At 65.1% G+C, this 22,224-nt stretch carries 17 protein-coding genes and 1 tRNA gene; 14 read left to right on the forward strand and 4 right to left on the reverse strand.

Annotation, left to right across the window (positions count from 1 at the left end):
- Positions 1–112 precede the first annotated feature (112 nt).
- From BP26_RS0100115 to BP26_RS0100165, 11 genes are all read left to right on the forward strand, one after another.
- Complete coding sequence (locus BP26_RS0100115) at positions 113–1,135, forward strand: AraC family transcriptional regulator (protein WP_029918548.1); 1,023 nt, start codon at positions 113–115, stop codon at positions 1,133–1,135.
- Positions 1,136–1,247: 112 nt separating this feature from the next.
- The gene (locus BP26_RS0100120; protein ID WP_157572282.1) at positions 1,248–1,919 is read left to right on the forward strand and encodes a thioredoxin domain-containing protein; all 672 of its coding nucleotides are present in this window, start codon (positions 1,248–1,250) and stop codon (positions 1,917–1,919) included.
- Positions 1,916–2,515: a 2-hydroxychromene-2-carboxylate isomerase gene (locus tag BP26_RS0100125; protein WP_051747914.1), complete on the forward strand. Its 600-nt coding sequence runs from the start codon at positions 1,916–1,918 to the stop codon at positions 2,513–2,515. The genes BP26_RS0100120 and BP26_RS0100125 overlap by 4 nt, the downstream gene beginning before the upstream one ends.
- 15 nt (positions 2,516–2,530) lie before the next feature.
- Positions 2,531–4,294: a sulfatase family protein gene (locus tag BP26_RS0100130; RefSeq protein ID WP_084182648.1), complete on the forward strand. Its 1,764-nt coding sequence runs from the start codon at positions 2,531–2,533 to the stop codon at positions 4,292–4,294.
- Between the two features lie 16 nt (positions 4,295–4,310).
- Entirely contained in the window at positions 4,311–5,147 is an 837-nt protein-coding gene (locus tag BP26_RS0100135) for a peptidyl-prolyl cis-trans isomerase (RefSeq protein ID WP_029918552.1), read from the forward strand.
- On the forward strand, positions 5,144–7,462 hold the full coding sequence (locus tag BP26_RS0100140; protein ID WP_084182649.1) for a DUF3604 domain-containing protein: 2,319 nt from the start codon (positions 5,144–5,146) through the stop codon (positions 7,460–7,462). The genes BP26_RS0100135 and BP26_RS0100140 overlap by 4 nt, the downstream gene beginning before the upstream one ends.
- Positions 7,463–7,464: 2 nt before the next feature.
- Complete coding sequence (locus BP26_RS30000; RefSeq protein ID WP_029918554.1) at positions 7,465–7,737, forward strand: hypothetical protein; 273 nt, start codon at positions 7,465–7,467, stop codon at positions 7,735–7,737.
- An 8-nt stretch (positions 7,738–7,745) separates the two neighbouring features.
- Complete coding sequence (locus tag BP26_RS30005; protein WP_169740615.1) at positions 7,746–8,549, forward strand: SDR family NAD(P)-dependent oxidoreductase; 804 nt, start codon at positions 7,746–7,748, stop codon at positions 8,547–8,549.
- A 4-nt stretch (positions 8,550–8,553) separates the two neighbouring features.
- Positions 8,554–9,675 (forward strand): glutathione S-transferase family protein, encoded by a 1,122-nt coding sequence (locus tag BP26_RS0100155; protein ID WP_051747915.1) that lies wholly within the window; start codon positions 8,554–8,556, stop codon positions 9,673–9,675.
- Positions 9,672–10,856, forward strand: a complete 1,185-nt coding sequence (locus BP26_RS0100160; protein WP_051747917.1) for a glutathione S-transferase family protein — start codon at positions 9,672–9,674, stop codon at positions 10,854–10,856. The genes BP26_RS0100155 and BP26_RS0100160 overlap by 4 nt, the downstream gene beginning before the upstream one ends.
- Positions 10,857–10,872: 16 nt before the next feature.
- Complete coding sequence (locus BP26_RS0100165) at positions 10,873–12,603, forward strand: alkyl sulfatase dimerization domain-containing protein (RefSeq protein ID WP_051747919.1); 1,731 nt, start codon at positions 10,873–10,875, stop codon at positions 12,601–12,603.
- 44 nt (positions 12,604–12,647) lie between these two features.
- On the opposite strand, the gene BP26_RS0100170 is transcribed toward BP26_RS0100165, so the two are convergent.
- Positions 12,648–12,724 (reverse strand) — tRNA-Arg (locus BP26_RS0100170).
- Positions 12,725–13,143: 419 nt separating this feature from the next.
- Between BP26_RS0100170 and BP26_RS0100175 the strand changes: the two genes are divergently transcribed.
- Entirely contained in the window at positions 13,144–14,679 is a 1,536-nt protein-coding gene (locus BP26_RS0100175) for an amino acid permease (RefSeq protein WP_029918559.1), read from the forward strand.
- Between the two features lie 210 nt (positions 14,680–14,889).
- Positions 14,890–18,468: a beta strand repeat-containing protein gene (locus BP26_RS28165; protein WP_084182651.1), complete on the forward strand. Its 3,579-nt coding sequence runs from the start codon at positions 14,890–14,892 to the stop codon at positions 18,466–18,468.
- Positions 18,469–18,592: 124 nt separating this feature from the next.
- On the opposite strand, the gene BP26_RS0100195 is transcribed toward BP26_RS28165, so the two are convergent.
- Positions 18,593–18,937 carry a hypothetical protein gene (locus tag BP26_RS0100195; protein WP_029918563.1) on the reverse strand — a complete coding sequence of 115 codons (345 nt, stop codon included), beginning with the start codon at positions 18,935–18,937 and terminating at the stop codon, positions 18,593–18,595.
- A gap of 119 nt (positions 18,938–19,056) precedes the next feature.
- On the opposite strand from BP26_RS0100195, the gene ald reads away from it, so the two are divergent.
- The gene (ald, locus tag BP26_RS0100200) at positions 19,057–20,175 is read left to right on the forward strand and encodes an alanine dehydrogenase (RefSeq protein ID WP_029918564.1); all 1,119 of its coding nucleotides are present in this window, start codon (positions 19,057–19,059) and stop codon (positions 20,173–20,175) included.
- 112 nt (positions 20,176–20,287) lie between these two features.
- Here the strand turns inward: ald and BP26_RS0100205 are convergent, their stop codons facing one another.
- Both BP26_RS0100205 and BP26_RS0100210 read right to left on the reverse strand, forming a co-directional pair.
- Positions 20,288–20,620 carry a high-potential iron-sulfur protein gene (locus BP26_RS0100205; RefSeq protein ID WP_029918565.1) on the reverse strand — a complete coding sequence of 111 codons (333 nt, stop codon included), beginning with the start codon at positions 20,618–20,620 and terminating at the stop codon, positions 20,288–20,290.
- Positions 20,621–20,758: 138 nt separating this feature from the next.
- Positions 20,759–21,952 carry an MFS transporter gene (locus tag BP26_RS0100210; RefSeq protein WP_169740616.1) on the reverse strand — a complete coding sequence of 398 codons (1,194 nt, stop codon included), beginning with the start codon at positions 21,950–21,952 and terminating at the stop codon, positions 20,759–20,761.
- Positions 21,953–22,224: the final 272 nt, after the last annotated feature.

Consider the following 22,224-nt stretch of genomic DNA (forward strand, 5'->3'; position numbering starts at 1 on the left):
CGAGCCTGTTTTAGCCCAGACGCGCTAGGCAATCTCGACCCTGCGGGACATACTCTAGTCGTTGCGGGACAAGAGCCGGAAAAACGGCCTTAAACAACCCCGAAGGAGAAGGATGGGCCGGGAAGAAACCACGTTGAACACCTGGGCCAACGCCCTGGTCCGTACCCTGCAGGTGCGCGGCCGCGACGTCGATGCGCTGCTGCTGCGCGCCGGCCTGGACGGCGTCATGCTCAAGGACCCCAACGGCCGCGTTCCGGTCAGCGGCATGGTGCGGCTGTGGCGCCTGGCGGTGGAGGAGACCAGCGATCCCTGTCTGGGCCTCAAGGCCGCGGCGTTCGTGCAGCCCGCCACCTTCCACAGTCTGGGCCTGGCCATGCTGGCCAGCCAGAACCTGGAGGATGCCCTGCAACGCTCGGCGCGGTTCTCGCGCATCGTCAGCAGTGCCGCCGACATCGTCATCGAACGCACCCCGTGGGGGTTGAAGGAAGTGATGCGCTGGCGCGCGGGGGTGCCGGTGGTGGAAGAGGCGATCGACCTGATGATGGCTTCCACCGTCAAGATGGGGGCGCTGCTGCTGGGACTGGACCCGCAGGCGGCCCAGCCGCTGGAATTGCGGCTGTGCCGCAGCGCCACGCCGGCCATGCGGGCCGAGTTCGAGGCCTATTTCCGCTGCCCGATCTGGTTCGATGCGGAAGAGAATTCGCTGCTGGTGCCGCAGGAGTGGGTGGACCGGCCGCTGCCCATGGCCAATCCCCAGCTCGCCCGGCAGAACGACCTGGTGGTGATGGAGTATCTGAGCCGCTTCGACGGCGCCCGCCTGGCCGAAAAGGTGCGGGCCGAACTGATCTCCCGCCTGCCGGCCGGTGAGCCGCCGCGCGCCGCCGTCGCCGCAGCCCTGCACCTCAGTGAGAAGACCCTGCAACGCCGGCTCAAGGACGAGGACACCAGCTACCAGCAGGTGCTGGACGAGGTGCGGCGCGACCTGGCGCAGCAGTATCTGCGCGAGAGCGCCGTTTCGGTGTGCGAGGTGACGTTCCGGCTCGGCTTCTCCGACCAGAGCAGCTTCACCCGGGCATTCCGGCGCTGGACCGGCCTGACGCCGGGCGAATTCCGCAGCCAGCCGCTGGAAGCCTGAACCACCCCGGCGCATCTGTCCTGTTGCGCCCATCGTTTGACCGGGAAGGCCAAGACGCCGCGCCCATGCCCCGCCAAAGTGGCCCCATAGTAATAACAGGGGGGAGACGGCCTTGGCCGGGATGCTGCGCGACCGCGTACAACGCTCGCTGGCGCCACGCACCGTGGTGGCCCTGTCGCGGCTGCGCCTGCCACGCTGGTTGCGCCGCCCGCTCCGGCTCGAACTGTATTTCGCCTTCGACGATCCTTACGTGGCGGTAGCGCTGCCGGGGTTGCTGAGCCTGGCGCTGGAGCACGGCCTGCCGCTGGATCTGTACCCGCTGCTGGAGCGCGGCATTGCCGGTGATCCCGCAGCGCGGCAACGCCAGCTTTACTCCATCGTCGATGCCGACCGGCTGCTGTTGCGCGGCGGCCGGCAGTTGTCGCGCCGGCAGCCGTTGGCTGCCACGGACTGCGCCTTCCTTGCCGCCTGGACCGAAGCCGCGCGCCGCAATCCCGAGGTCGGCAGCTTTGCCGCGGCCGTCGTGGAGGCGCTGTGGCTGAACTCCACTGGGCCGTTACAGCGGGAAACGTATGCGGAGCTGCATCGCGGCATCCTGCACTGCGAGCCTCCGGCCGAGACGGAGCAACTGCAGGCGGCGCTGTCCGCCAACAGCCGGCGCCTGCGCAGTCGCGGGCATTGGGAGTCGCCGGCGCTGCGGGTGGATGGCGAGTGGTTTTTTGCCCATGAACGCCTGGCGCAGATTGCCGAACGCCTCGACGAGCTTCTGGGAGCCGTACGATGAACGCCCCCAGGGTCGAGTATTTCTTTTCTTTCCGCAGCCCGTATTCCTACCTGTCGGCGCCGCGGGTGTTCGAGTTGCCGCGGCGTTATGGCATCGAACTGGTCTGGCGCGGCGTGCGGCCGATGGCGATGCGCGGCCAGCCGCTGCCGCGCGCCAAGCAGTTCTACATCCTGCGCGACGCCGCGCGCGAAGCCGATCGCCTGGGACTGCCGTTCGGCCGCATCCACGATCCCCTCGGTGAGGGCGTGTGGCGCTGCCTCTGCGTGGCCGAGCACGCGCTTGAACAGGGGCGGCTGGCGGTGTTCGTCAACCTCACCGCGCGCGCCATCTGGGGCGAGGGCGTGGACGTATCGCGCGATGCGCCGCTGCGTACGCTGTGCGAGCGCGCCGGGCTGGAATGGGAAGCCTGCCGCCGCGCCATCACGACACCTGATTACCGCGAGCGGGTCGAAACCAATACCGCGCAGCTTGCGGCTCTGGGGCATTGGGGGGTGCCGACCCTGGTGTTCGAGGGGGAAGCCTATTGGGGCCAGGACCGCATCGAGGATTTGGAGCGGGCGCTAAGCCGTGCCGCACCTCCACTGGACCGGCACTGAGAACAGGAACAGACCATGTCGCAGGATCGCAAGAACAACAACAGAAAAAACGAGGGATATACGCGCCGCGAGTTCACCCGCGCGCTGGCGCTGGGCGGGGTTGCGCTTGCCGGTGGCAGCCAGGCCCAGCCGGCAGCCGGAACGGCGCCGGCCGTGGTGAAGCGCAAGCGGCCCAATATCCTGCTGATCATGTCTGACCAGGAACGCGGCTGGCCCGATCTTCCCGGCGGCCTAGGCCTGAACGCCCACGAATGGCTGATGGAGCGCGGTACCGCGTTCAGCAATTTCAATGTGCATACGACGCCATGCTCGCCGTCGCGCTCCAACCTGTACACGGGGCAGCACACCCAGTTCACCGGCGTTACCTCCAACGTCGGCGCGCCGCCTTACCCCTCATTGAACAAGGTGCCCACGCTGGGCCACCTGATGCGCGACCAGGGTTACTACACCGCCTACAAGGGCAAGTGGCACCTGTCCGATGTACCCGCTGGGGGCAATGTCCGCTACGGGCCATTCCACGGCGCACGCATGGCGCTGGAGCCTTACGGCTTTTCCGATTACAGCGACAACGGCATTGCCGACGGTGCCACCTGGTCCGGCTTCAAGCTCGACGGCGAGGTCGCCAGCGCCGCCTGCCAGTGGCTGCACGATCGCGGCACCAGGTTGGACCAGCCCTGGCTGCTGGCGGTGAATTTCGTCAACCCGCATGACATCGTGTTCTTCGACGACGCCGACCATCAGCAATCGCACACGCGTCTGGACCCGGACTTCCTGTCGCCGCTGGCGCCGCCGCCGTTCGAGGGCGTCTACACCAAACAGTGGGACCTGCCGTTGCCGCGCAGCTACTACGCCGACGACCTGTCGACCAAGCCCTGGGCGCATCGCTCGTACCTCGAGTTCTGCAACATGCTGTTCGGCCGCATCGATCCGAAGGACGAGACGCGCTGGCGCCATTACCAGAGCTACTACTACAACTGCATCCGCGACGTCGACGCGCATGCCCTGACCGTGTTGCGCACCCTGGAACAGCTGGGCCTGGATGACAACACCATCGTGGTCTACACCGCCGACCACGGCGAGATGCTCGGGGCGCACGGCCTGCGCCAGAAGGGTCCGACCATGTACAAGGAGAACGTGCGTGTTCCCTTCATCGTGTGTCATCCCGACGCGAAAGCCGGCGCTGCCACCCAGGCCCTGGCCGGCGCCATCGACCTGGTGCCGACCCTGCTCTCCTTCGCCGGCCTGGGCGAGCAGCAGCGCGCGGAGAAATATCCGGCGCTGAAAGGTGTGGACCTGTCGGCGGCGGTGGCGGATGCGAATGCGCGCACCGAGCGTGACCGGCGCGGCCATCTCTACGATTACAACACCACCCTGTACATCGACCCGGAAGCCGCGCGGCATGTGATGGCCGCGCACGAGGATGCGACCTGGTGGGCGTTGTTCAAGGCGAACCTGGCCGAAGGCCATCTCGGTCCGCGCCTGGATCATCCCGGCCTGTTCCGCGGCGTGCATGACGGCCGCTACAAGTTCGCCCGCTACTTCAAGCCGAAGGAGCACCACATTCCCAAAGATTGGGATACGTTGCTCAAGCACAACCAGCTGGAGCTGTACGACACGCAGACCGACCCGGACGAGATCGTCAATCTCGCCGCCGAGCCGGAGCTGCACAAGGAGCTGATCCTGGCGCTGAACCAGAAGATCAATGCCCTGGTCACTGACGAGATCGGCTTCGACGACGGGCGCGAGCAGGTCGGTCCCGATTTCCTCTATCGCCTTTGAGCTGGAGCGCAAGCCGATGAACTTTCGCATCGCCGGTTGTTGCATCGCCTCCTTCCTGGCCGGAACCGCGCTGACTCTGAAACTGGCGCAGGCATACGCACCGGCTGGTGAGAGTAGTGCGTTCTCCACCGTGATCGCCATCACCCCTGCGCAGCATCAGGCGCTGGAAGCCAGGCACGAGATGGATCGCTGGCTCGACGACGAACTGCTGTTCCGCGAAGGCCTGCGCCGCGGTTATGCGCTGGACGACCTGATCGTGCGCCGCGAGTTGCAGCGTCGCGCGCGCGAAGCCCTGCTCGCCGAGCATCCGCCGCAGGCGGCCGGCGACGAGGCGCTGCAGGCCTACCTGGATCAGCACGCCGACCGCTACCAGGCGCCGGCGCGCTACACCTTCGAGCAGGTCTACCTGAGCTGCGGCGCCCACGGCGCGCAACTCGAAGCCGATGCCCTGGCCCTGGGTGCGAGGCTTCGCGCCAGTCCGGATGATTTTGCCAAGCTCGGCGATCCATTTCCCAACGGCGCCCGCCGCGTGGCGGTGAGCGCGGCCCGCATCGTTTCCGAATTCGGACTGGCTTTCGCGCAGGACGTGACGCAATTGCCGGCCGACGGTTGGCACGGCCCCATTCCCTCGGCCCTGGGTGCGCACTGGGTACGTCTCGAACGGATCGAACCGGGGCGCACGCTTGCACTGGCGGAGGTGCGGGCGCGGGTCGCGACGGACTACGCGGAGTCTGAGAAGCAGGAAGCGCTGCGGCTGGCGCTGGCTTCCCTGCGCGGCCGTTATCGCGTGGTCGATGACCCTTCAGCCATCAGCATCACGCGGCGGGTGACGGACGAGAGCGAGATTCCATGAATAACTGCATCGCATTGATCCGCTTCGGCGCCCTGGCCCTGAGCCTGGCACTCGTCGCCTGCGGCAGCAGCAGCGCGCCGGTGACGCAGGCGAGCGGCACTGGAAGCAGCTCCTCTGGCGGTGCCTCTTCTTCGAGCGGCGGTGTTGCCGCAACCACCTGCGAGGGCGCCGACGCCACGCACAAGAACGTGTATTTCGGCGACATGCACGTGCACACCCTGTATTCGATCGACGCCTATTTCTTCAACGGCCTCAACGGGCCGCGCGAGGCTTACCGCTTCGCCCAGGGCGAGCGGGAGAGCCTGCCGGCTGGGGAGAGCGATCCGTATACGGCGGGGCGCCAGATCCAGCTCGACCGGCCGCTGGACTTCGCCGCGGTTACCGACCACTCCGATTTCCTCGGCGACTGGCGCCTGCTGTGCCAGGTCGACGGCGCCCTGCCCATCGGCATCAACCCCGTGTGCAACCTCGTCGGCAACTACCTGCGCACCAATGTCACCGATATCGTCAACGGCGGCGCTCCCCCGGCCTTCTACATCCTGACCACCGCCGCCGCGCCGCTGCCGGCGACGGTGCTGCCCTGGCAGGACGAGCTGAATATCGCCGACGACGAGAACAAGCCCTGCGCCTTCACCACCTTTCCGGGCTTCGAGTGGACCTCGCAGTTCCACAACCAGATGATCCACCGCGACGCCTACTTCGCCGGCACCAGCCGGCCGCAGGACGTGCCGCACGTCTCCACGCTGACCGACATCACGGCGCAGACCTCGGACAACACCAACGACGACTGGCGCCTGTACGACTGGCTGGACCAGAACTGCGATCCGCTCAAGGGCTGCCAGACCATGAGCATCCCGCACAACTCCAACCAGAGCGCGGGCGGCATGTACCTGCCGCGTGATCCGGTCAGCGGCCTGCCCGCCGGCCGCGACGGCAAGGCGCTGACGCTGGCCGATGCGCAGTTGCGTGCGAAGTACGACCGCGTCATCGAAATCCACCAGCACAAGGGCAATTCCGAGTGTGGCGTCGGCCTGGGAATCTACGAGACCAGTCTCGACCCCAGTTGCACGCTGGAGCCGGCCAAGAACGTCTGCCGCGGCCTGCCGCAGGATCCGCCGGAGTGCGCGCAGGTATGTACAGGCAACGCCGCCACCGATCCGGATTTCTGCCGCCTGCGGACCGCGCCGACCTATGCCACCGGCGTGTGCCAGTACGAGGGCCGCAACGGCGCATCCGGACCGGACACGAAGTGCGTGGCGCCGCTGGACATGGCCCGCAACATCCTGGCCGATGGCCTGGCCATCGACGACGTGCTCGGCGTGGACCCGATGAAGATGGCTTTCATCGGCTCTTCCGACACCCACAACGGCGATCCGGGCGACGTGCATGAAAGCAATTACCCGGGCCACGGCGGCGTGCTCGACGACGATCCGCAGACCCAGCTGGGTTACTGGACCTGTGCCAAGAGCAGCGAAGACCCGGCCGATCCGGCGCACTGCACCGACCGCCAGTTCCAGGACCGTGCCCGCGGCTTCAATCCTGGCGGCCTGGCCGGCGTGTGGGCGCCGGAGAATACGCGCGCCTCGGTATGGTCGGCCTTGCAGCGCGGCGAGAGTTTCGCCACCTCCGGCCCGCGCATCCGCATCCGCACCGTGGCCAGCTGGACCGTGCCGCCCGCCGACATCTGCGACCGCCTCAGCGCCGGCGACAACCCGGTGGATACGGGGGAGATGCAGGGCGCGGTGATGGGCGGCGACCTGACTGCAGGCGGCAGCGGCGCACCCTACGTGGTGGTCTGGGCCCAGCAGGATCCAGGCGGCGCCGAGCCCGGCCTGCCGCTGCAGAAGCTCGATGTGGTGAAGGGATGGAGCGATTCGATGGGGCCGCACGTCCAGGTCTACGACGGCGTGGCGAAAACCAGTGCTCCGGTGCTGCCGCCGTCCACCAAGGACTGCGGCGCGGTGACCGCCGGCCATCCCGAACGCCTGTGCGCGGTGTGGCATGATCCGGACTTCAAACCGCAGCAGCGCGCCTACTGGTATGCGCGCGCCTTCGAGGTGCCGAGCTGCCGCTGGAGCACGCAGCTGTGCGTGGCCAATCAGGTCGATTGCGGCAAGCTCGATTCGGCCAACGGCATGTTCCCGGCGAGTTCAGGCAAGCAGGGCTACGAGGGTTGCTGCCGCATCGAAGGCGCGCCCGGCAGCTTCCGCGGCAGCAATGCTTTCAACACCATCACCGAGCGGGCCTGGGCGTCGCCGGTCTGGTACAAGCCCGCGGCGATTGCTGCTTCCGTTGCTTCCACTTCGGGGAAATGAAGATGCTCGACAACAAGGCGCTGTGGCTGGCGCAGAACCTGGCCTTGATTGCTTTCTGGCTGGCGGCATTGGCTCTGCTCGTACTGGGGCAAAGCAGTCACTGGCTGGTGCTGGTGGCGGCCGTGATCCTGGCGGCACACGTACTGGAGGTGCCGCTGGCCTTCATGGTCCTGCGTGGACGCGGGGCCGCACCCTTGCGCGTGTCGCTGATGACGTTGGTATTCGGCTACACCTGGTGGCTGCCGGCCCGCCGCGGCATCTACGCACTGCGCTGAGCATGGCCATGCGGGATTTCCGTGACAAGCTGGTACTGGTCACCGGGGCCAGCAGCGGCATCGGCGAAGCCCTGGCCCTGGCCTTTGCCGGCGAAGGCGCCCGTCTGGTGCTGACGGCGCGCGACGCGGAGCGGCTGGAGGCGGTGCGCCGGCGCTGCTCAGCCCTGGGTGCGGATGTCGTCACCCACGCGGCCGAGCTGACCGACGAAGCCCAGGTGCAGGCGCTGGCGGACCAGGTGCATGGCCGCGATGCCGCACTCGACGTGCTGGTCAACAATGCCGGCGTGGTGATGGGCGGCTTCTGCTGGGAGGTGGAGCCGGCCGACTGGCGACGCCTGCATGAGATCAACGTGATGGGCGTGGTGCACGGCATCCGCGCCTTCGTGCCGCGCATGATCGCGCGCGGGCAGGGCGGTCATGTTGTCAACATGGCCTCGGTTGCCGGCTTCGCCGGCACCAGCGGCATGGGGACGTACAGCGCCAGCAAGTTCGCCGTGGTGGGCCTGTCGGAGTCGCTGCGCGCCGAACTGCACCGTCATCGCATCGGCGTCAGCGTCATCTGTCCGGGCTTCGTCAAGACGCCGATCCAGGGCAAGGTCAAGCTGGTCGGCGCGCTCGACAGCCCGCGCGCCCGCGAACGGGTGAACGGGGATTTCGAGCGTACCAGGCTGCTGCCGGAGGCCGTGGCCAAACGCACGCTCACCGCCATCCGCCGCAACGAGGCCCTGGCTTCGATCGGACGCGAAGCGGTGATGGCGCGCACCCTCAAGCGCTGGGCGCCGGGCCTGCTCGAGCGCGTGCTGCGGGGATGAGGCGATGAGCGCGACCGAAAACAGCTACCTCCTCTACGCCCTGCCGCATTCCCTGTACAGCGGCAAAGCGCGCAGCTACCTGCGCTACAAGGGCATCCCCTACCGCGAGAAGGTCTCGACCCTGCGGCTCTTCTACAAGGTCATCATTCCGCGCACCGGCGTGAAGTACATTCCCGTGCTGCACAGCCCAGATGACGTGGTGGTGCAGGACACCAGCGACATCATCGACTTCCTCGAGGCCCGCTTCCCCAGGGATCCGGTCTATCCGCAAACGCCGCGGCAGAAGCTGGTGAGTCTGCTGTTCGAGTTGTATGGCGACGAATGGCTGCTGCTGCCGGCCATGCACTACCGCTGGAGCTTCTGGCACGAGAAGGCCCACATCAACGACGTGCTCGAGCATTTCGGCATGCTGCTGTCGCCGCGCGCGCCGCGCCTGCTGCGCCGTCAGGTTGGCAAGCGTTTCTGCCGGCCTTTCAGCGGTTCCCTGCCGCTGCTCGGCATCCATCCGCACAACATTCCGGCGCTGGAGTCCTGGTACGGGTCGTTCATGCGCGACATGGATGCGCACTTCGCCCGACACCCCTACCTGCTGGGCGGCCGCGCCAGCATCGGCGACTTCGGCCTGATGGGGCCGCTCTACGCCCACCTCGGCCGCGATTTCTATCCCAAGTCCCTGATGCAGGCGCAGGCGCCGCACCTCTATGAATGGGTGCAGCGCATGAACCACGCACCGCAGCCCACGCAGTTCCTGGCGAACGATGCGGTGCCGGAAACCCTGCTGCCGGTGCTGCGGAGCATGTTCGCCGAGCATTTCCCGGTGCTGCTCGACACCGTGCGCCGGCTCGAAACCTGGCTGGAGGAAAATCCGGAGCGGCGCATCCCGCGCGTCATCGGTGAGCACGAGTTCAGCCTCGGCGGCGTGAAGGCGGTGCGGAAGATCTTCCCCTATGCGCAATGGATGCTGCAGCGCCCGCTGGATTTCTATCAGTCCTTGCGGGGCGAGGACAAGGAATCCGTGGACGCCCTGCTGCGTGAAGTCGGCGGCTTCGACGCGATGCAGACCCGTATCGGGCATCGCCTGAGCCGCATACAGAACCGGCTTGTCGCGGATGCTCCGCGGGCATGAGTGCCGTATCCGCTCCGGCCGAGCCTTATACGCTATACCTATTCTGGATCTCCTATTTCAGCGGCAAGATGCAGGCTTACTTGCGCTACAAGGAAATTCCACACCGCACGGTCGAGCCGAAATGGCGCGGTGAACTGCTGCACGAAGTCTACGCCAACACTGGCCTGATGAAAGTCCCCGTGGTGCGCACGCCGCAGGGCGAATGGCTGGCCGACAGCACGCCGATGATCGACTGGTTCGAGGCGCGGCATCCGCTGGGCGGGGTGATTCCGGAGGACCCCCTGCAGGCCTTCTTCTGCCGCCTGGTCGAGGACTATGCCGACGAGTGGCTGTGGCGCCCGGCGCTGCACTACCGCTGGAGCTATGCCGCCGACGCTCATGCCCTGTCGCGCCGCTTCGCCGAAACCTTCCTGTCCGACCAGCCGATGCCGCGCGCGATGACCGCGGCCATGGCGCGCAACCGCCAGCACCGGATCTATGTCGCCGGCGACGGCATCACTGCCGCGACGCGGCCGCACGTGGAATCGATCTACCTGGATACGCTGGACCGCCTGCAGGCGATCTTCGAGCGGCGGCCGTTCCTGCTTGGCGCGCGGCCTTGTCTGGCGGATTTCGGCTTCTTCGCCTCGATGTTCCGCCACTTCAGCCGGGACCCCACGCCGAGCCTGATCATGCAGCAGCGTGCGCCGGCGGTGTTCGAATGGGTGGCGCGGCTGTGGAACGCCCGGCACAGCGCCACGCGGGGTGAGTGGTATGCGCCCGGCTCCCTGCCGCATGACTGGCTGCCGCTGCTGCGCGATATCGGCAGCGGTTACCTGCCGTATCTGCATGCCAACGCCCTGGCCTGGCGCGAGGGTCGTTCGCGCTTCGATGTCGCAGTGCAGGGAACGCGCTATCGCAACTTGCCGGTGGTGCAATACCGTGTCTGGTGCCGCGAGCGCCTGCAGCAGCACTTCGCCGCGCTGCCGGAGGAGGCGAGGGCGCCGGTGGAGGAGTTGCTGGCGGCGACCGGCGCCTTGCAGCCGCTGCTCGCCGACGGCAGCATCGCTTCCGGCCTGTACACGGACACGGTACCGCCGCTGTGCCGGCCGCGCGCGGTGGGCATGATGGAGCGCTTGCGGCTTTTCGTCACCGGCACCCATTGGCAGGTCCCCGGCGCGCCGAAGCACCCGGTGCCCTGAACGGAGTCGAGCGTCCATGCGCAAGCCTTTCCTGATCCCGCTTCTGTTCCTGTCTGCCTGGGTGCTCGCCGCCTGCGGCCATTCGCAGTCCGGTGTGCCGGCAGCGGTCGCCGCGCCCACACCACAGGCGCTGCTCGCGCACAGCGAGGAATTCAAGCCGGGCGTGATCAAGGTCACCGACGGCGTCTATGTCGCGGTCGGCTACGGCATCGCCAATTCCATCCTGCTGGAGGGCGGCGACGGCGCCATCGTGGTGGACACCATGGAATCGGTGGAGTCGGCGCGCAAGGTCCTGGCCGAATTCCGCAAGGTCAGCGACAAGCCGATCAAGGCTATCGTCTATACCCATTCGCATCCGGACCATGTCGGCGGCGCCGCCGCCTTCGTGCCGCCCGGTACGAGCGTGCCGATCTACGCCCAGGAAGACGTGGCGGCCAATATGGACAAGATCGCTTCCGAACTGCAGCCGGTGATCACGCGGCGCTCGCTGCGCATGTACGGCGCGCAGTTGCCGCCGGAGGAGCGGGTCAACCTGGGCATTGGCGGCTTTCTCGACCTCCAGGAGGGTTCCACCGTCGGCACCCTGCGCCCGACGCGCACCTTCCGTGACCAGCTGGAGGACACCGTCGCCGGTATCCATTTCCAGCTGGTGCACGCGCCGGGTGAGACCGAGGACCAGCTGTTCATGTGGCTGCCGGAGCGCGGCGTACTGCTCTGCGGCGACGATTTCTACAAGTCTTTCCCCAACCTCTATACCATCCGCGGCACCGGCTACCGTGACCCCAAGCTGTGGGCCGCCTCGCTCGACCGCATGCGCGCGCTGCACCCGCGATTCCTGGTGCCGAGCCACACGCGTCCGCTGTCCGGCACCGCAGCCATCGATGCGGCCCTGACCGATTACCGCGACGCCATCCGCTACGTCTACGACCAGACCATCCGCCTGATGAACCAGGGCCTGCTGCCGGATGAGATCGCCGCGCGGGTGCAGCTGCCGCCGCACCTGGCGGCTTCGCCCTGGCTGCAGCCGTTCTACGGCAAGCCGTCGTGGAGCGCCAAGTCCATCTTCGGCGGCACCCTGGGCTGGTACAGCGGTGATCCCGCCGGGCTGCAGCCGCTGGAACCGACCGACGAGGCCAGGCGCATGGTCGAGCTGGCCGGCGGGGGCGCCGCGCTGGACGAACGCATCGAGGCGGCCCTGCGCAAGCGGGACTATCAATGGGCCTTGCAGCTCAGCGGCTACGCGCTGCGCGCCGATCAGGCCGATGCGCGCGCGCGCCAAGCCCGCGGCGCGGCCCTGCGGGCACTCGGCGGTGCCGAGACCAACCCGCCGGCACGCGACTGGTACTTCGTCGCCGCGCGCGAACTGGACGGCCAGATCAAACTGCCGCAGCGCATCGTTCGGCCTACGCCGGAGATGCTGGCGGCGATGCCGCTGTCGATCTTCTTCGACGGCATGGCGGTCAACCTGCATGCCGAGGACTGCCTCGACCGCACCATCCGCACCGGCTTCGAATTCAGCGACAGCGGCGAGCGCTACACCTATATCGTGCGGCGCGGGGTGTCGGAAGTGTTGCCGGGCATCGGCGAAGACGTCGACCTGCGGGTCAGCGTCTCCGCCCAGGATTTCAAGGAAATGCTCGCCGGCATCCGCAACCCGGCCCTGTCCATCGCCACGGACTTCCATGTGCTCAAGGGCACCAAGCTGGAGTTCGCCGGCTTCATGAAGCTGTTCCAGCCGCCGGGCTAGCAGGGGCGCAGGCTCCGTCTGCTCTTCTGGATCCAGCGTTGAAATGGTGCCCCCGGCCCGAATTGAACGGGCAACCTCACCCTTAGGAGGGGTGCGCTCTATCCAATTGAGCTACGGGGGCGGGCGCGGGGCCGATTTTAGCAAGCTTTGACGCGATTCTTTGCACCGGATGGCACGGGGCATGCTCCGGAAATATCCCCGGCATCGGTTTTTGCTTTCCTTCCGCCGATCAGGCGCCCTTGCCCGGAGGCCGGTCGTTCGGCCATGCTTCACCCGAGGAAGGTCTTCGTCCGGCGTGGGAATCCAGGTCCGCAGCCGGGGCGGTCCGGCGGATTTGCCGTAATCGGCCGCTTGCGGAAAGACGCCATACTCGCCTCCGTGCGCGTTCGGAGGCTCGAGTCCACGCCCTCCCGAGCGGTAAACATCGCGGGCTTCGGCCTGCCGGGGGCATCGTTTTTTCGCTGTGCGTCTGCGCATTGGGCCGACGCCGGAATCACTAATAGCGGCTCGCCAAATGGCCGGGCGCGGAGGGAGAGGGTAATGGGATCAAAGCTGTTCCGCGTCAAGGATATCGACAGGCTGATCGCCGATTCCGAGGATTCCGAACGCAGCCTGAAGAAGACGCTGGGCTGGCTCAGCCTGACCTCGCTGGGCATCGGCGCGGTGATCGGCTCCGGCATCTTCACCGTGATCGGTACCGCCATCGCCGGCGAAAAGATGGATATTTCGTCCATCTTCAACGCGCCGCTGCTGGAATACCTGCTGCATCACTCCGCTTCCTTCGGCCGGCCCGGCGCGGGCCCGGCCATTGCCCTGTCCTTCATCCTGGTGGCGATGGCTTGCGGCTTCGCCGCGCTGTGCTATGCCGAGCTGGCGTCGATGATCCCCATCGCCGGCAGCGCCTACACCTATACCTACGTCACCATGGGCGAGCTGATCGCCTGGATCATCGGCTGGGACCTGATTCTGGAATACGCCGTCAGCAATATGGCGGTCAGCGTGGGTTTTTCCGCCCACCTGGTGGGATTGCTCGACTGGTTCGGCGTCACGCCCGACCTGCGCTGGATTACGCCGGCTTACCTGCCCGGCGGCCTGAGCGACCTGCAGGGCAAGACCCTGTACGAGTCGGGTTGGCATTTCGGCTTCAACATCCCGGCCTTCGTGGTGGTGATGCTGCTGACCTTCGTGCTGGTGCGCGGCATCCGCGAGTCGGCGCGCACCAACAACATCATGGTGCTGTTGAAGATCGGCGCCATCCTGGTCTTCGTCGGCTTCGCCTCGCACCTGGTCCATCCCGACAACTGGCATCCTTTCGCGCCCAATGGTTGGCAGGGGGTGCTGACAGGCGGGTCGATCATCTTCTTCACCTATATCGGCTTCGACTCGGTCTCCACCGCGGCGGAGGAGTGCAAGAACCCCCAGCGCGACCTGCCCATCGGCATCATCGCCACCCTGATCGTCAGTTCGCTGCTGTATATCGCGGTCGCCGTGGTCCTGACCGGCCTGGTGCCCTGGCAGACCCTGCTCGATGATGCCGCGCCAGTGGTCAACACCCTGAAGAAGCTGCACCTGGAGACGGTGCGGCTCATCGTCCTGCTCGGGGCCCTGATCGGCATGGTGTCGTCGCTCCTGGTGTTCCAGCTTGGGCAGGCGCGGGTCTGGTTCGCCATGTCGCGGGACGGCTTGCTGCCGAAGCTCTTCGGACACATTCACCCGCGTTTTCGCACGCCCGATTTTTCCACCTGGGCCGCCGGCTTCGCCGTGGGCATCCCGGCCGGCCTGCTCGACATCGGCACCCTGGCCGACCTGTCCAATATCGGCACCCTGTTCGCCTTCGCCCTGGTGGCGCTGGGCGTGATGATCCTGCGCTTCAAGCAGCCGGAGCGGGTTCGCCATTTCCGCGCCCCCGGTGGCCTGCTGGCACCGATCGTCACCATCCTCACCTGCGGTTTATTGATGATGGGCCTGTCCATCAGCAACTGGGTCTGCTTCTTCACCTGGCTGGCCATCGGCCTGGTGATCTACTTCGGCTACAGCCGCAGCCGCAGCACGCTTGGCCTGGAACAGGCGCGCTAGGGGCGGCCTTTCCCGCCTCGGCTGTCATCAGCCTTCAAGATTGCGCGGTGCATGATCGCCGGGGCCTGTACCGAAAGGTACGGGCTGCCGGCGGTAAAACTTCGTAAACCGCATTGCAATAGCGCCCGATTTTCTTGTTTTCGCTGAAATTTCGGGCTAGGATCGGCTAAATAGGGAAGTGCCGCAAAGTGCGGCGGATAGGGGAATTTCATGCGCGGTCAGACGATTGCCCAGGCCTGTGCGGCCGTTCTGCTTTCTTTGGTTCTGGTCGGCTGCGGGGGCGGGGGACCTGATATCTCCCTTCTCCCCAGCAGTTCGTCGGGCAGCAGCTCTTCTTCCAGCAGCAGTTCTTCCTCGAGTAGCAGCTCTTCCAGTGGCAGCGGCAGTTCCGGTGCCAGTTCCAGCAGTTCAGGTGCGGCCGCCGTCGCGCAAACACTAACCCTGGTGTCCGCACAGTCGAGCATTACAGCGGATGGATTGTCCGCCGCGGTTCTCACCGCTCAGATCGTCGATACCACTGGTGCGCCGATCTCCGGACTGACACTGAATTTCTCCACCAGCGCCGGCAGTCTGAGTTCGAATAAGGGCACTTCAGGCTCTTCCGGCAATGTGATCGTCCGCGTCATCGCTTCAAAGATTGCTGGCCGTGCCACCGTTACTGTACGGGAGCCGATATCGGGGCTTTCCGCAACGGTAAATGTTGCCTTCGTCGCAGGTCCGGCAGCCAGCATCAGCATGGTGCTCGCACCGGCTACAGTGCTTCCCGGCGCAACCACCTCGGTAGATGCTATCGTCGTTGACGCCAACGGCAATGCTGTTTCGGGTGAACCGGTTACGTTTTCTATAAATACGGACGTGAGCGGGGGAGCGTTTCAGAATCTGAGCGCGACCTCGGATGTAAATGGCCGAGCGGCGACGAACTATTCGGCGGGTTCAAAATCGGGCATAGACGTACTCGGAGCGAAGACCGCAGGAGGTCTCACCGGTTCGTCCCAACTTTCGGTCAACGTGGGGGCAACCCTGATCGGATCCATCAACCTTACGCTTGGCGCTCAGACAGTCACTGCGGATGGAACCACTCAGACGACATTGCGCGCACTCGTCGCTGATACCAACAGCAATCCGGTTCCGAATGTCACGGTTAGTTTCTCTTCATCAATTGGGACCCTCAGCGCAGTTTCGGCGACGACCGACGGTACGGGCAATGCTGCTGTATTGCTGACCTCTCCGAAAACCCCTGGCGTTGCAACGATTGTTGCCAAGACGGCGGGTTTTTCGAGCAGCGCGCAGATCACCTTCGTTGCCGGTGCTCCGGCGAATGTCGTCTTGAGTGCCTCGCCCAGCCGCTTGCCGGTCGGTGGTAAAAGTACAGTGCAAGCGACTGTGACGGATGCCAATGGCACTCCTATCGCGAATGTTGGATTGGTGTTTTCGCTGGCTGCCAACAACTCCGGCGGCAATCTGTCGACCACAAATGCCGTAACCGACTCGAACGGCAACGCCACGGTAACCTATCAATCGGGCACCAACTCTGCCGCTGCTTCCGTCACCGATACCGTGAAGGCAATTGCGGCCGGTACCGCTGGTAGCAGCGTTACCGGGACTGCCAATATCCAGGTTTCGCCAAGCAATGCGGTCATCGGTAACGTGAGCATGACCCTTGGCGCATCCAGCATCGCCGCAGCTGCCAACAACAGCATCGCCGTAAATTCGACGGTGACCGACACCAGTGGCAGTCCTGTAGTGGGCGTCAATGTGTCATTCACCACGACCGGCGGTTCACTATCGGCGGCTTCCGCCACGACCAACGCGAACGGCCAGGTTAGCGTCAATCTGCTGGCCCCCACCAGCGCCGGAACAGTCACTGTTCAGGCATCGGCCGGCGGCTTTTATGTCGAACAAAGCCTGAATGTGGTTCCCGGAGCTGTTTCGACCAGCAATTCAAGCCTCACCGCGTCGCCCAGCAGCCTGGTGGCGGATGGCACTTCAACGAGCACCATAACGGTATTGTTGAACGACGCCTTCAACAATCCATTGCCGAATGGCACCTCAGTAACGTTGCTGACGCAGGCTGGTACGTTCACCGGCAACGCCACTCAATTGCTGGCCAACGGAAGCGCGACGTTTACCCTGAAAGCGCCCACGTCCGCCGCGCCGAGCAACGTCGTAACAGTCCAGGGGCTGACGGCCCTGCATACTTCCGTTGCCTTTATCACGAACTCGACAGGTGATCCGTCATCGGTCCGCTTCAAGACTTCCCCCACCACGATCAGCGTCGGCGGGGTGGGCCAGAATGATCAATCCACCATTACCGTTACCGTGGTCGATTCGTCAGGCACACCGATCAACGAGGCGGGCTATACCCATAGTCCGGTCAACAATCTAAGGCTCTTCTTCATTGCGCATCCGAACGGCGGCGAAACGCTGACGGCAAAAGACGTAAACAACGCCATCCAAACCAGCACCACGTCCATTGATGTGCATACGACCAACGGCATCGCGGTGGTCAGCCTGCAGAGTGGCACGATTTCAGGGGTGGTAGAGGTTGAGGCTCAGGTGCTTAAATTCACGGGCACCAGCCTGAGCAATACCGGTGATATCGCCACGACGGCGGCTGTTCCGCAGCTTTCGATCGCCGCTGGTCCGGCAAGTTCGATCGTGTTTAGTTATCCGATCACGAACTCCATTACCAACCTCGGCAACGGCAACTATCGCCGCAAAGGCAAAGTGGATGTCAGCGACCGCTACGGTAACCCGGTCGCAGACGGATCAGTGGTGAACCTGGCGATCATGGATTCGGTCATCGCACAGGACGACACTGGCGTCACGAATGCGGGCTCGCCCATCCTGACGCGTTCTGGTTCCAGCTTGATCACCCGTCGCTGTACCGTCGAACCGCTGAACGGAGGTGAGGCTTCCAATTGCACCACCGGTGTCAGCAATGACTTCAACAGCACGATTACCCGCAATGGAACCGCGCGTGGAATCGAGAACGGCGATCTCATCCTGATGCAGAATGCAGTAACCGGCGACAAGCGGAATACCGTCAGCGCTGTTACGAGCGGCACGCAGCTGACGGCTATATCGAACTATCTTGCGAAGCTGACCGGTGGCCAGTTCTGGATTGGAACGGCAGGACTGGGCGCTAGCATCGGCAGTTTGGCGACCGCGGGTAATGAGACCGGCAGCATCGTTCCCGGTACCGCGACGACGGTCAGTGGCATCGCTGAATTCCGTATTACGTATCCGGCGAATGTGGGGAGCATTCTCACCGGTTGCTACGGTTACCCCAATGCCTCCAGCGCCGCCTATTCGACAATCGACCTGCGTAGCACGGTGCCGCAATCCCGCCAGACTGTGGTTGTCGCATCCGCCGGAACCGGAACCGTCGCGATAGCCGAAGGTGATCAGGCGTGCTTCGCGGCTATTGCAGGAACCACTTTGACCCCCAATCAGACTGCGATCGCTCTGGATGCCAAGGCCTCCACCAATATTTCGTTGCTCCTTCGAGATGGTGGCGACACAGTGCCGATGCCTTACACAGCGTTGAATTGCACGGTATCCAATGTAACGCGCTCGACGACACCCGCCAGCACTTTTGCGATCAGTGCGGTCGTCCAACCGACCGGACTGGATGGGAACCTTACAACCGACGTCAGTGGATTTGGCGTGGTCAAGATTTCGCGCACAGATGCTGGTCCCGCGGTAAGCGGAGACAACGCGACGGTAAGTTGCCAGGGTTCGGACAGCAAGCCCGTGACCATTACCGTGACGCCAAATCTGCCGTAACACCGGAAGCCGGATGGACTTTTGTCACAAGGTCCATCCGGCTGGCCAGGGCTAAGCCGATCCCATCGCTTCAGTCGTCTTGCCGGGCCGCATCAGGTCTGCATTCAAAAGTCCTGTGCAGCAATCAGCGGATCTTCCCAAGATAGATGGCCAGGCCCTGGCCTCCAGCCATGACCAACAGGGCCAAGCCCCCAGCCAGCCAGCTCATGACGCGCTCGTGTTGCGAGCGGATATCGGTCTCTATTTCCGCGCGTTCGCCTTGACGTAGCTTTTCCAGTTGATCGGCAGGTGGTGGCGTTTTGTCCCCCTGTCTTGCCAGGTCCACCTGCAGATTCAACTCCGTTGAAGCTTTAATGTCGTCCTCGCTGTAATGCGGCAACTCATACCACTGCAGTCCCGCATACCCGCACAGCCCCATCCCTCCGGCGGCGAGAAGAAAAGCGAGTCGGTAGCGCAGGCTGCCTTGCATTGGATCTCCAACAGTTTGAATTGATTGAAAGTTCGCCCGGTGGGGTGAATGGGGATTCTGTGGCGGTTCGCGGCCTGGGATAAACTGGGCCATTGCAGCCATCACAAGGAAACTTCCGAATGCTGATCGGCGTTCCAAAGGAAATCAAGGTACACGAATACCGCGTCGGCCTGACGCCGGCGGGTGTCCGCGAGCTGGCCGCCCACGGCCACCAGATCATTGTGCAGACGCAGGCCGGTGTGGGCATCGGCATCAGCGATGCGTTGTATGAGGCGGCGGGCGCGAAAATCGTTCCGGACGCGGCGGAAGTATTCGCCCGCGCCGAGATGGTGATCAAGGTCAAGGAGCCGCAGGCGGTCGAATGCAAGATGCTGCGCGAGGGGCAGGTGCTGTTCACCTACCTGCACCTGGCGCCGGATCCGGAGCAGACCAAGGGCCTGGTCGACTCCGGGGCCATCGCCATTGCTTATGAAACGGTCAGCGACGGCCGCGGCGGCCTGCCGCTGCTGGCGCCGATGAGCGAGGTGGCGGGGCGCATGTCGATCCAGGCGGGCGCCCATGCCATGGAGAAGGCGCAGGGCGGCAACGGCGTGCTGCTGGGCGGCGTGCCCGGTGTGGCGCCGGCCAAGGTGGTGGTGATCGGCGGCGGCGTGGTGGGTTATAACGCCGCGCGTGTGGCGGTCGGCATGGGTGCCGACGTCACCATCCTCGACCGCTCCCTGCCGCGCTTGGGCTGGCTGGATACGATCTTCGAGCGGCGGCTGACCACCCTGTACTCCAGCGTGGATTCGCTGGAAAACGAGGTGAGCCAGGCCGATCTGGTGATCGGTGCGGTACTGGTGCCGGGCGCGGCCGCGCCCAAGCTGGTGACGCGGGCCATGCTCAAGACGATGAAACCGGGCGCGGTGATCGTCGACGTCGCCATCGACCAGGGCGGCTGCTTCGAGACCTCGCGCGCCACCACCCACCAGAACCCCACCTATGTCGAAGAAGGCGTGGTGCATTACTGCGTAGCCAACATGCCGGGCGGCGTGGCCCGTACCTCGACCTTCGCCCTGACCAATGCCACCATGCCGTTCGCGCTGGCGCTGGCCGACAAGGGTTACCGCAAGGCGTTGCTGGACGACGCCAACCTGCGCGAAGGCCTCAACGTCAGCCGCGGCAAGGTGACCTACAAGGCAGTGGCGGACACGCTCGGCTATGCATACCAGCCGGCCGAGGAAGCCTTGAAAGCCTGAAAGGGTTCATTGCAGAACAAAAAAAGCCCCGGCCTTGGCCGGGGCTTTTTTAATGCGCTTGCTTATTTGAATAGTCCGGTCAGGGATGACCGGTTTTTGGACAGGATGTCCATTAAGCCTTGGCAGCATAGGCGCGGCACCAGCCGGCCTGGTTCACGGCCTTGCCGGCAAACGCGCCGCAGGCGCCGAAGTCCCCACTGGCGGGCGCGGTGAAGAGGGCGCAACCGCCGCAATGACTGCCCGCCTTGAACGCGGTTTCCTTCTTCGGATCGATCTTGCTGGCGTTCTCGGTATAACCCAAGGCCTTGGCGGTGGGATCGTCCGGACTCAGGTGAGGCAGGTCGGCGGCCTGCGCGGAAGTCAGGCGCAGCAGCGGCAGTGCGGCGGCGCCGAGGGCGATGCGGCTGAGGAAACGGCGGCGATCGGAAGAGACAGGGTGCGACATGGTGCGTTCTCCAGTTGGGGGTGTGCTGGAGCGCACAAACGCTTTTATGGTTAGAACGTTTGCGACGCCCGAGCTGGAGAAACTAACAGACATTCGCCGCGATTCACGTAACGAGAATCGCTTGCGTCTGAGCGTCGCTCAGGTCTTGCCGTACAGCGGCAGCATCGCCGCCGAGCGTGTGTCGTTTCCGGCCCAGGTCGCATGTACCAGCAGCGCCGCAACCAGCTGCACCGCCAGCACCAGGGCGACGCAGGCGTGCCATCCGGCGAAGGACCACAGCGACGCCGGCAGGCTGGCGCCGACGCTGCCGCCGAAGTAATAGCAGGTGAGGTACAGGCCCACCGCGGCGGAGCGCGCGCCCTGCGCCAGGCGCGGCACGGTGGTCGTCGCCAGCGACTGTACGATGAAGATGCCGGCCGAGCTGAGGATCAGGCCCAGCACGATCTGCGGCAGCCAATGGCTCAGCGTCAGCAGCAGCCCCAGGCCGCTCACCGCCAGCGCGGCCAGCCCCACGCCGCGCGGGCTCCAGCGGAGTGCCCAGCGACCGCTGAACGGCGTCACCGCCATGCCGATCAGGAAGACGAAGAAGATGAAGGACAGCGCATGGGTCGACAGCCCGAACGGCGCCGCGCTGAGATAGAAATTGACGTAGGTGAAGGTGCCGACCTGGGCGAAGAGCAGGGTGAAGCCGATGCCGTAGGTCGCCAGCAGCGGCGCGTTGCGCAGGTGCGCGCCGGCGCCGGCCAGCGAGGCCAGCAGGGAGGCGCTTGGCGTGAAGCGGCGCGAACGCGGCAGCAGCACCGCGATCAGCGGCACGAAGCACAGGTTGATGAGACCCATCAGCAGGAAGGCGCTGCGCCAGCCATAGGCATCGGTCGCCAGCCCGGAGATGAAGCGGCCGCAGAAGCTGCCCAGGACTGTTCCCGCGACGTAGAGGCTGGTCATGGTGGCGGCCTCCGCCGGCGCCCATTCCTCCGCGATATAGGCCACCGCGCTGGCGAAGATGCCGGGGATCACCATGCCCTGCAACGCGCGCCACACCAGCAGCGCGCCGAGGCCGTCGGCGCTGGCGGCGCCGAAGGTGGCCAGGGTCAGCAGGGACAGCGCGATCAGCAGCACCCGCTTGCGGCCGAAGCGGTCGGCCAGGCCGCCGGCGAAGGGAGCGGCGAAAGCTACGCCCAGGGTCGTGGCGGTCACCGTCAGGCTGACGGCGGCCACGCCGGCGCCGAAGGCGCGGCGCAGCTCCGGCAGCAGCGCCTGGGTGATGTACATATTGAAGAAGGCGCACATCCCGGCTGCCACCACCGCCACCTGACCACGCTCGATCCGCACTGCCCGCTCCCTACAAGAAGTGGCGCAGCTTAGTCCCGGCTTATTGATACGGCAAATATGTTTTTTGGCGATATTTGATATGTTATCCATATCATCCTGGAAGCGGCGGTTGACCGCGGGAGAAGCCATGGACTTGTTAGATGTCTTTGAGATCTTTGACGGGGAGAGCTTCCCTGCAAAGTCGGCGAATGCTTCTCCCGCTGGATCGGTGCTCGGCGCCCCTCGCGGGTCTAGCTTGGCCTTCACTCAACCCATGGAACAGCCATGGGTTT

It is taken from the genome of Nevskia soli DSM 19509 (assembly GCF_000711955.1).
GTDB classification, from domain to species: Bacteria; Pseudomonadota; Gammaproteobacteria; order Nevskiales; family Nevskiaceae; genus Nevskia; species Nevskia soli.

What these genes read in the sequence shown, in the direction of transcription:
- BP26_RS0100115 (WP_029918548.1), top strand. Translation starts at nt 113, where the DNA reads ATGGGCCGGGAAGAAACCACGTTGAACACCTGGGCCAACGCCCTGGTC.
- BP26_RS28165 (WP_084182651.1), top strand. Translation starts at nt 14,890, where the DNA reads ATGCGCGGTCAGACGATTGCCCAGGCCTGTGCGGCCGTTCTGCTTTCT.
- BP26_RS0100125 (WP_051747914.1), top strand. Translation starts at nt 1,916, where the DNA reads ATGAACGCCCCCAGGGTCGAGTATTTCTTTTCTTTCCGCAGCCCGTAT.
- BP26_RS0100135 (WP_029918552.1), top strand. Translation starts at nt 4,311, where the DNA reads ATGAACTTTCGCATCGCCGGTTGTTGCATCGCCTCCTTCCTGGCCGGA.
- BP26_RS30005 (WP_169740615.1), top strand. Translation starts at nt 7,746, where the DNA reads ATGCGGGATTTCCGTGACAAGCTGGTACTGGTCACCGGGGCCAGCAGC.
- BP26_RS0100160 (WP_051747917.1), top strand. Translation starts at nt 9,672, where the DNA reads ATGAGTGCCGTATCCGCTCCGGCCGAGCCTTATACGCTATACCTATTC.
- ald (WP_029918564.1), top strand. Translation starts at nt 19,057, where the DNA reads ATGCTGATCGGCGTTCCAAAGGAAATCAAGGTACACGAATACCGCGTC.
- BP26_RS30000 (WP_029918554.1), top strand. Translation starts at nt 7,465, where the DNA reads ATGCTCGACAACAAGGCGCTGTGGCTGGCGCAGAACCTGGCCTTGATT.
- BP26_RS0100140 (WP_084182649.1), top strand. Translation starts at nt 5,144, where the DNA reads ATGAATAACTGCATCGCATTGATCCGCTTCGGCGCCCTGGCCCTGAGC.
- BP26_RS0100155 (WP_051747915.1), top strand. Translation starts at nt 8,554, where the DNA reads ATGAGCGCGACCGAAAACAGCTACCTCCTCTACGCCCTGCCGCATTCC.
- BP26_RS0100195 (WP_029918563.1), bottom strand. Translation starts at nt 18,937, where the DNA reads ATGCAAGGCAGCCTGCGCTACCGACTCGCTTTTCTTCTCGCCGCCGGA.
- BP26_RS0100130 (WP_084182648.1), top strand. Translation starts at nt 2,531, where the DNA reads ATGTCGCAGGATCGCAAGAACAACAACAGAAAAAACGAGGGATATACG.
- BP26_RS0100205 (WP_029918565.1), bottom strand. Translation starts at nt 20,620, where the DNA reads ATGTCGCACCCTGTCTCTTCCGATCGCCGCCGTTTCCTCAGCCGCATC.
- BP26_RS0100175 (WP_029918559.1), top strand. Translation starts at nt 13,144, where the DNA reads ATGGGATCAAAGCTGTTCCGCGTCAAGGATATCGACAGGCTGATCGCC.
- BP26_RS0100165 (WP_051747919.1), top strand. Translation starts at nt 10,873, where the DNA reads ATGCGCAAGCCTTTCCTGATCCCGCTTCTGTTCCTGTCTGCCTGGGTG.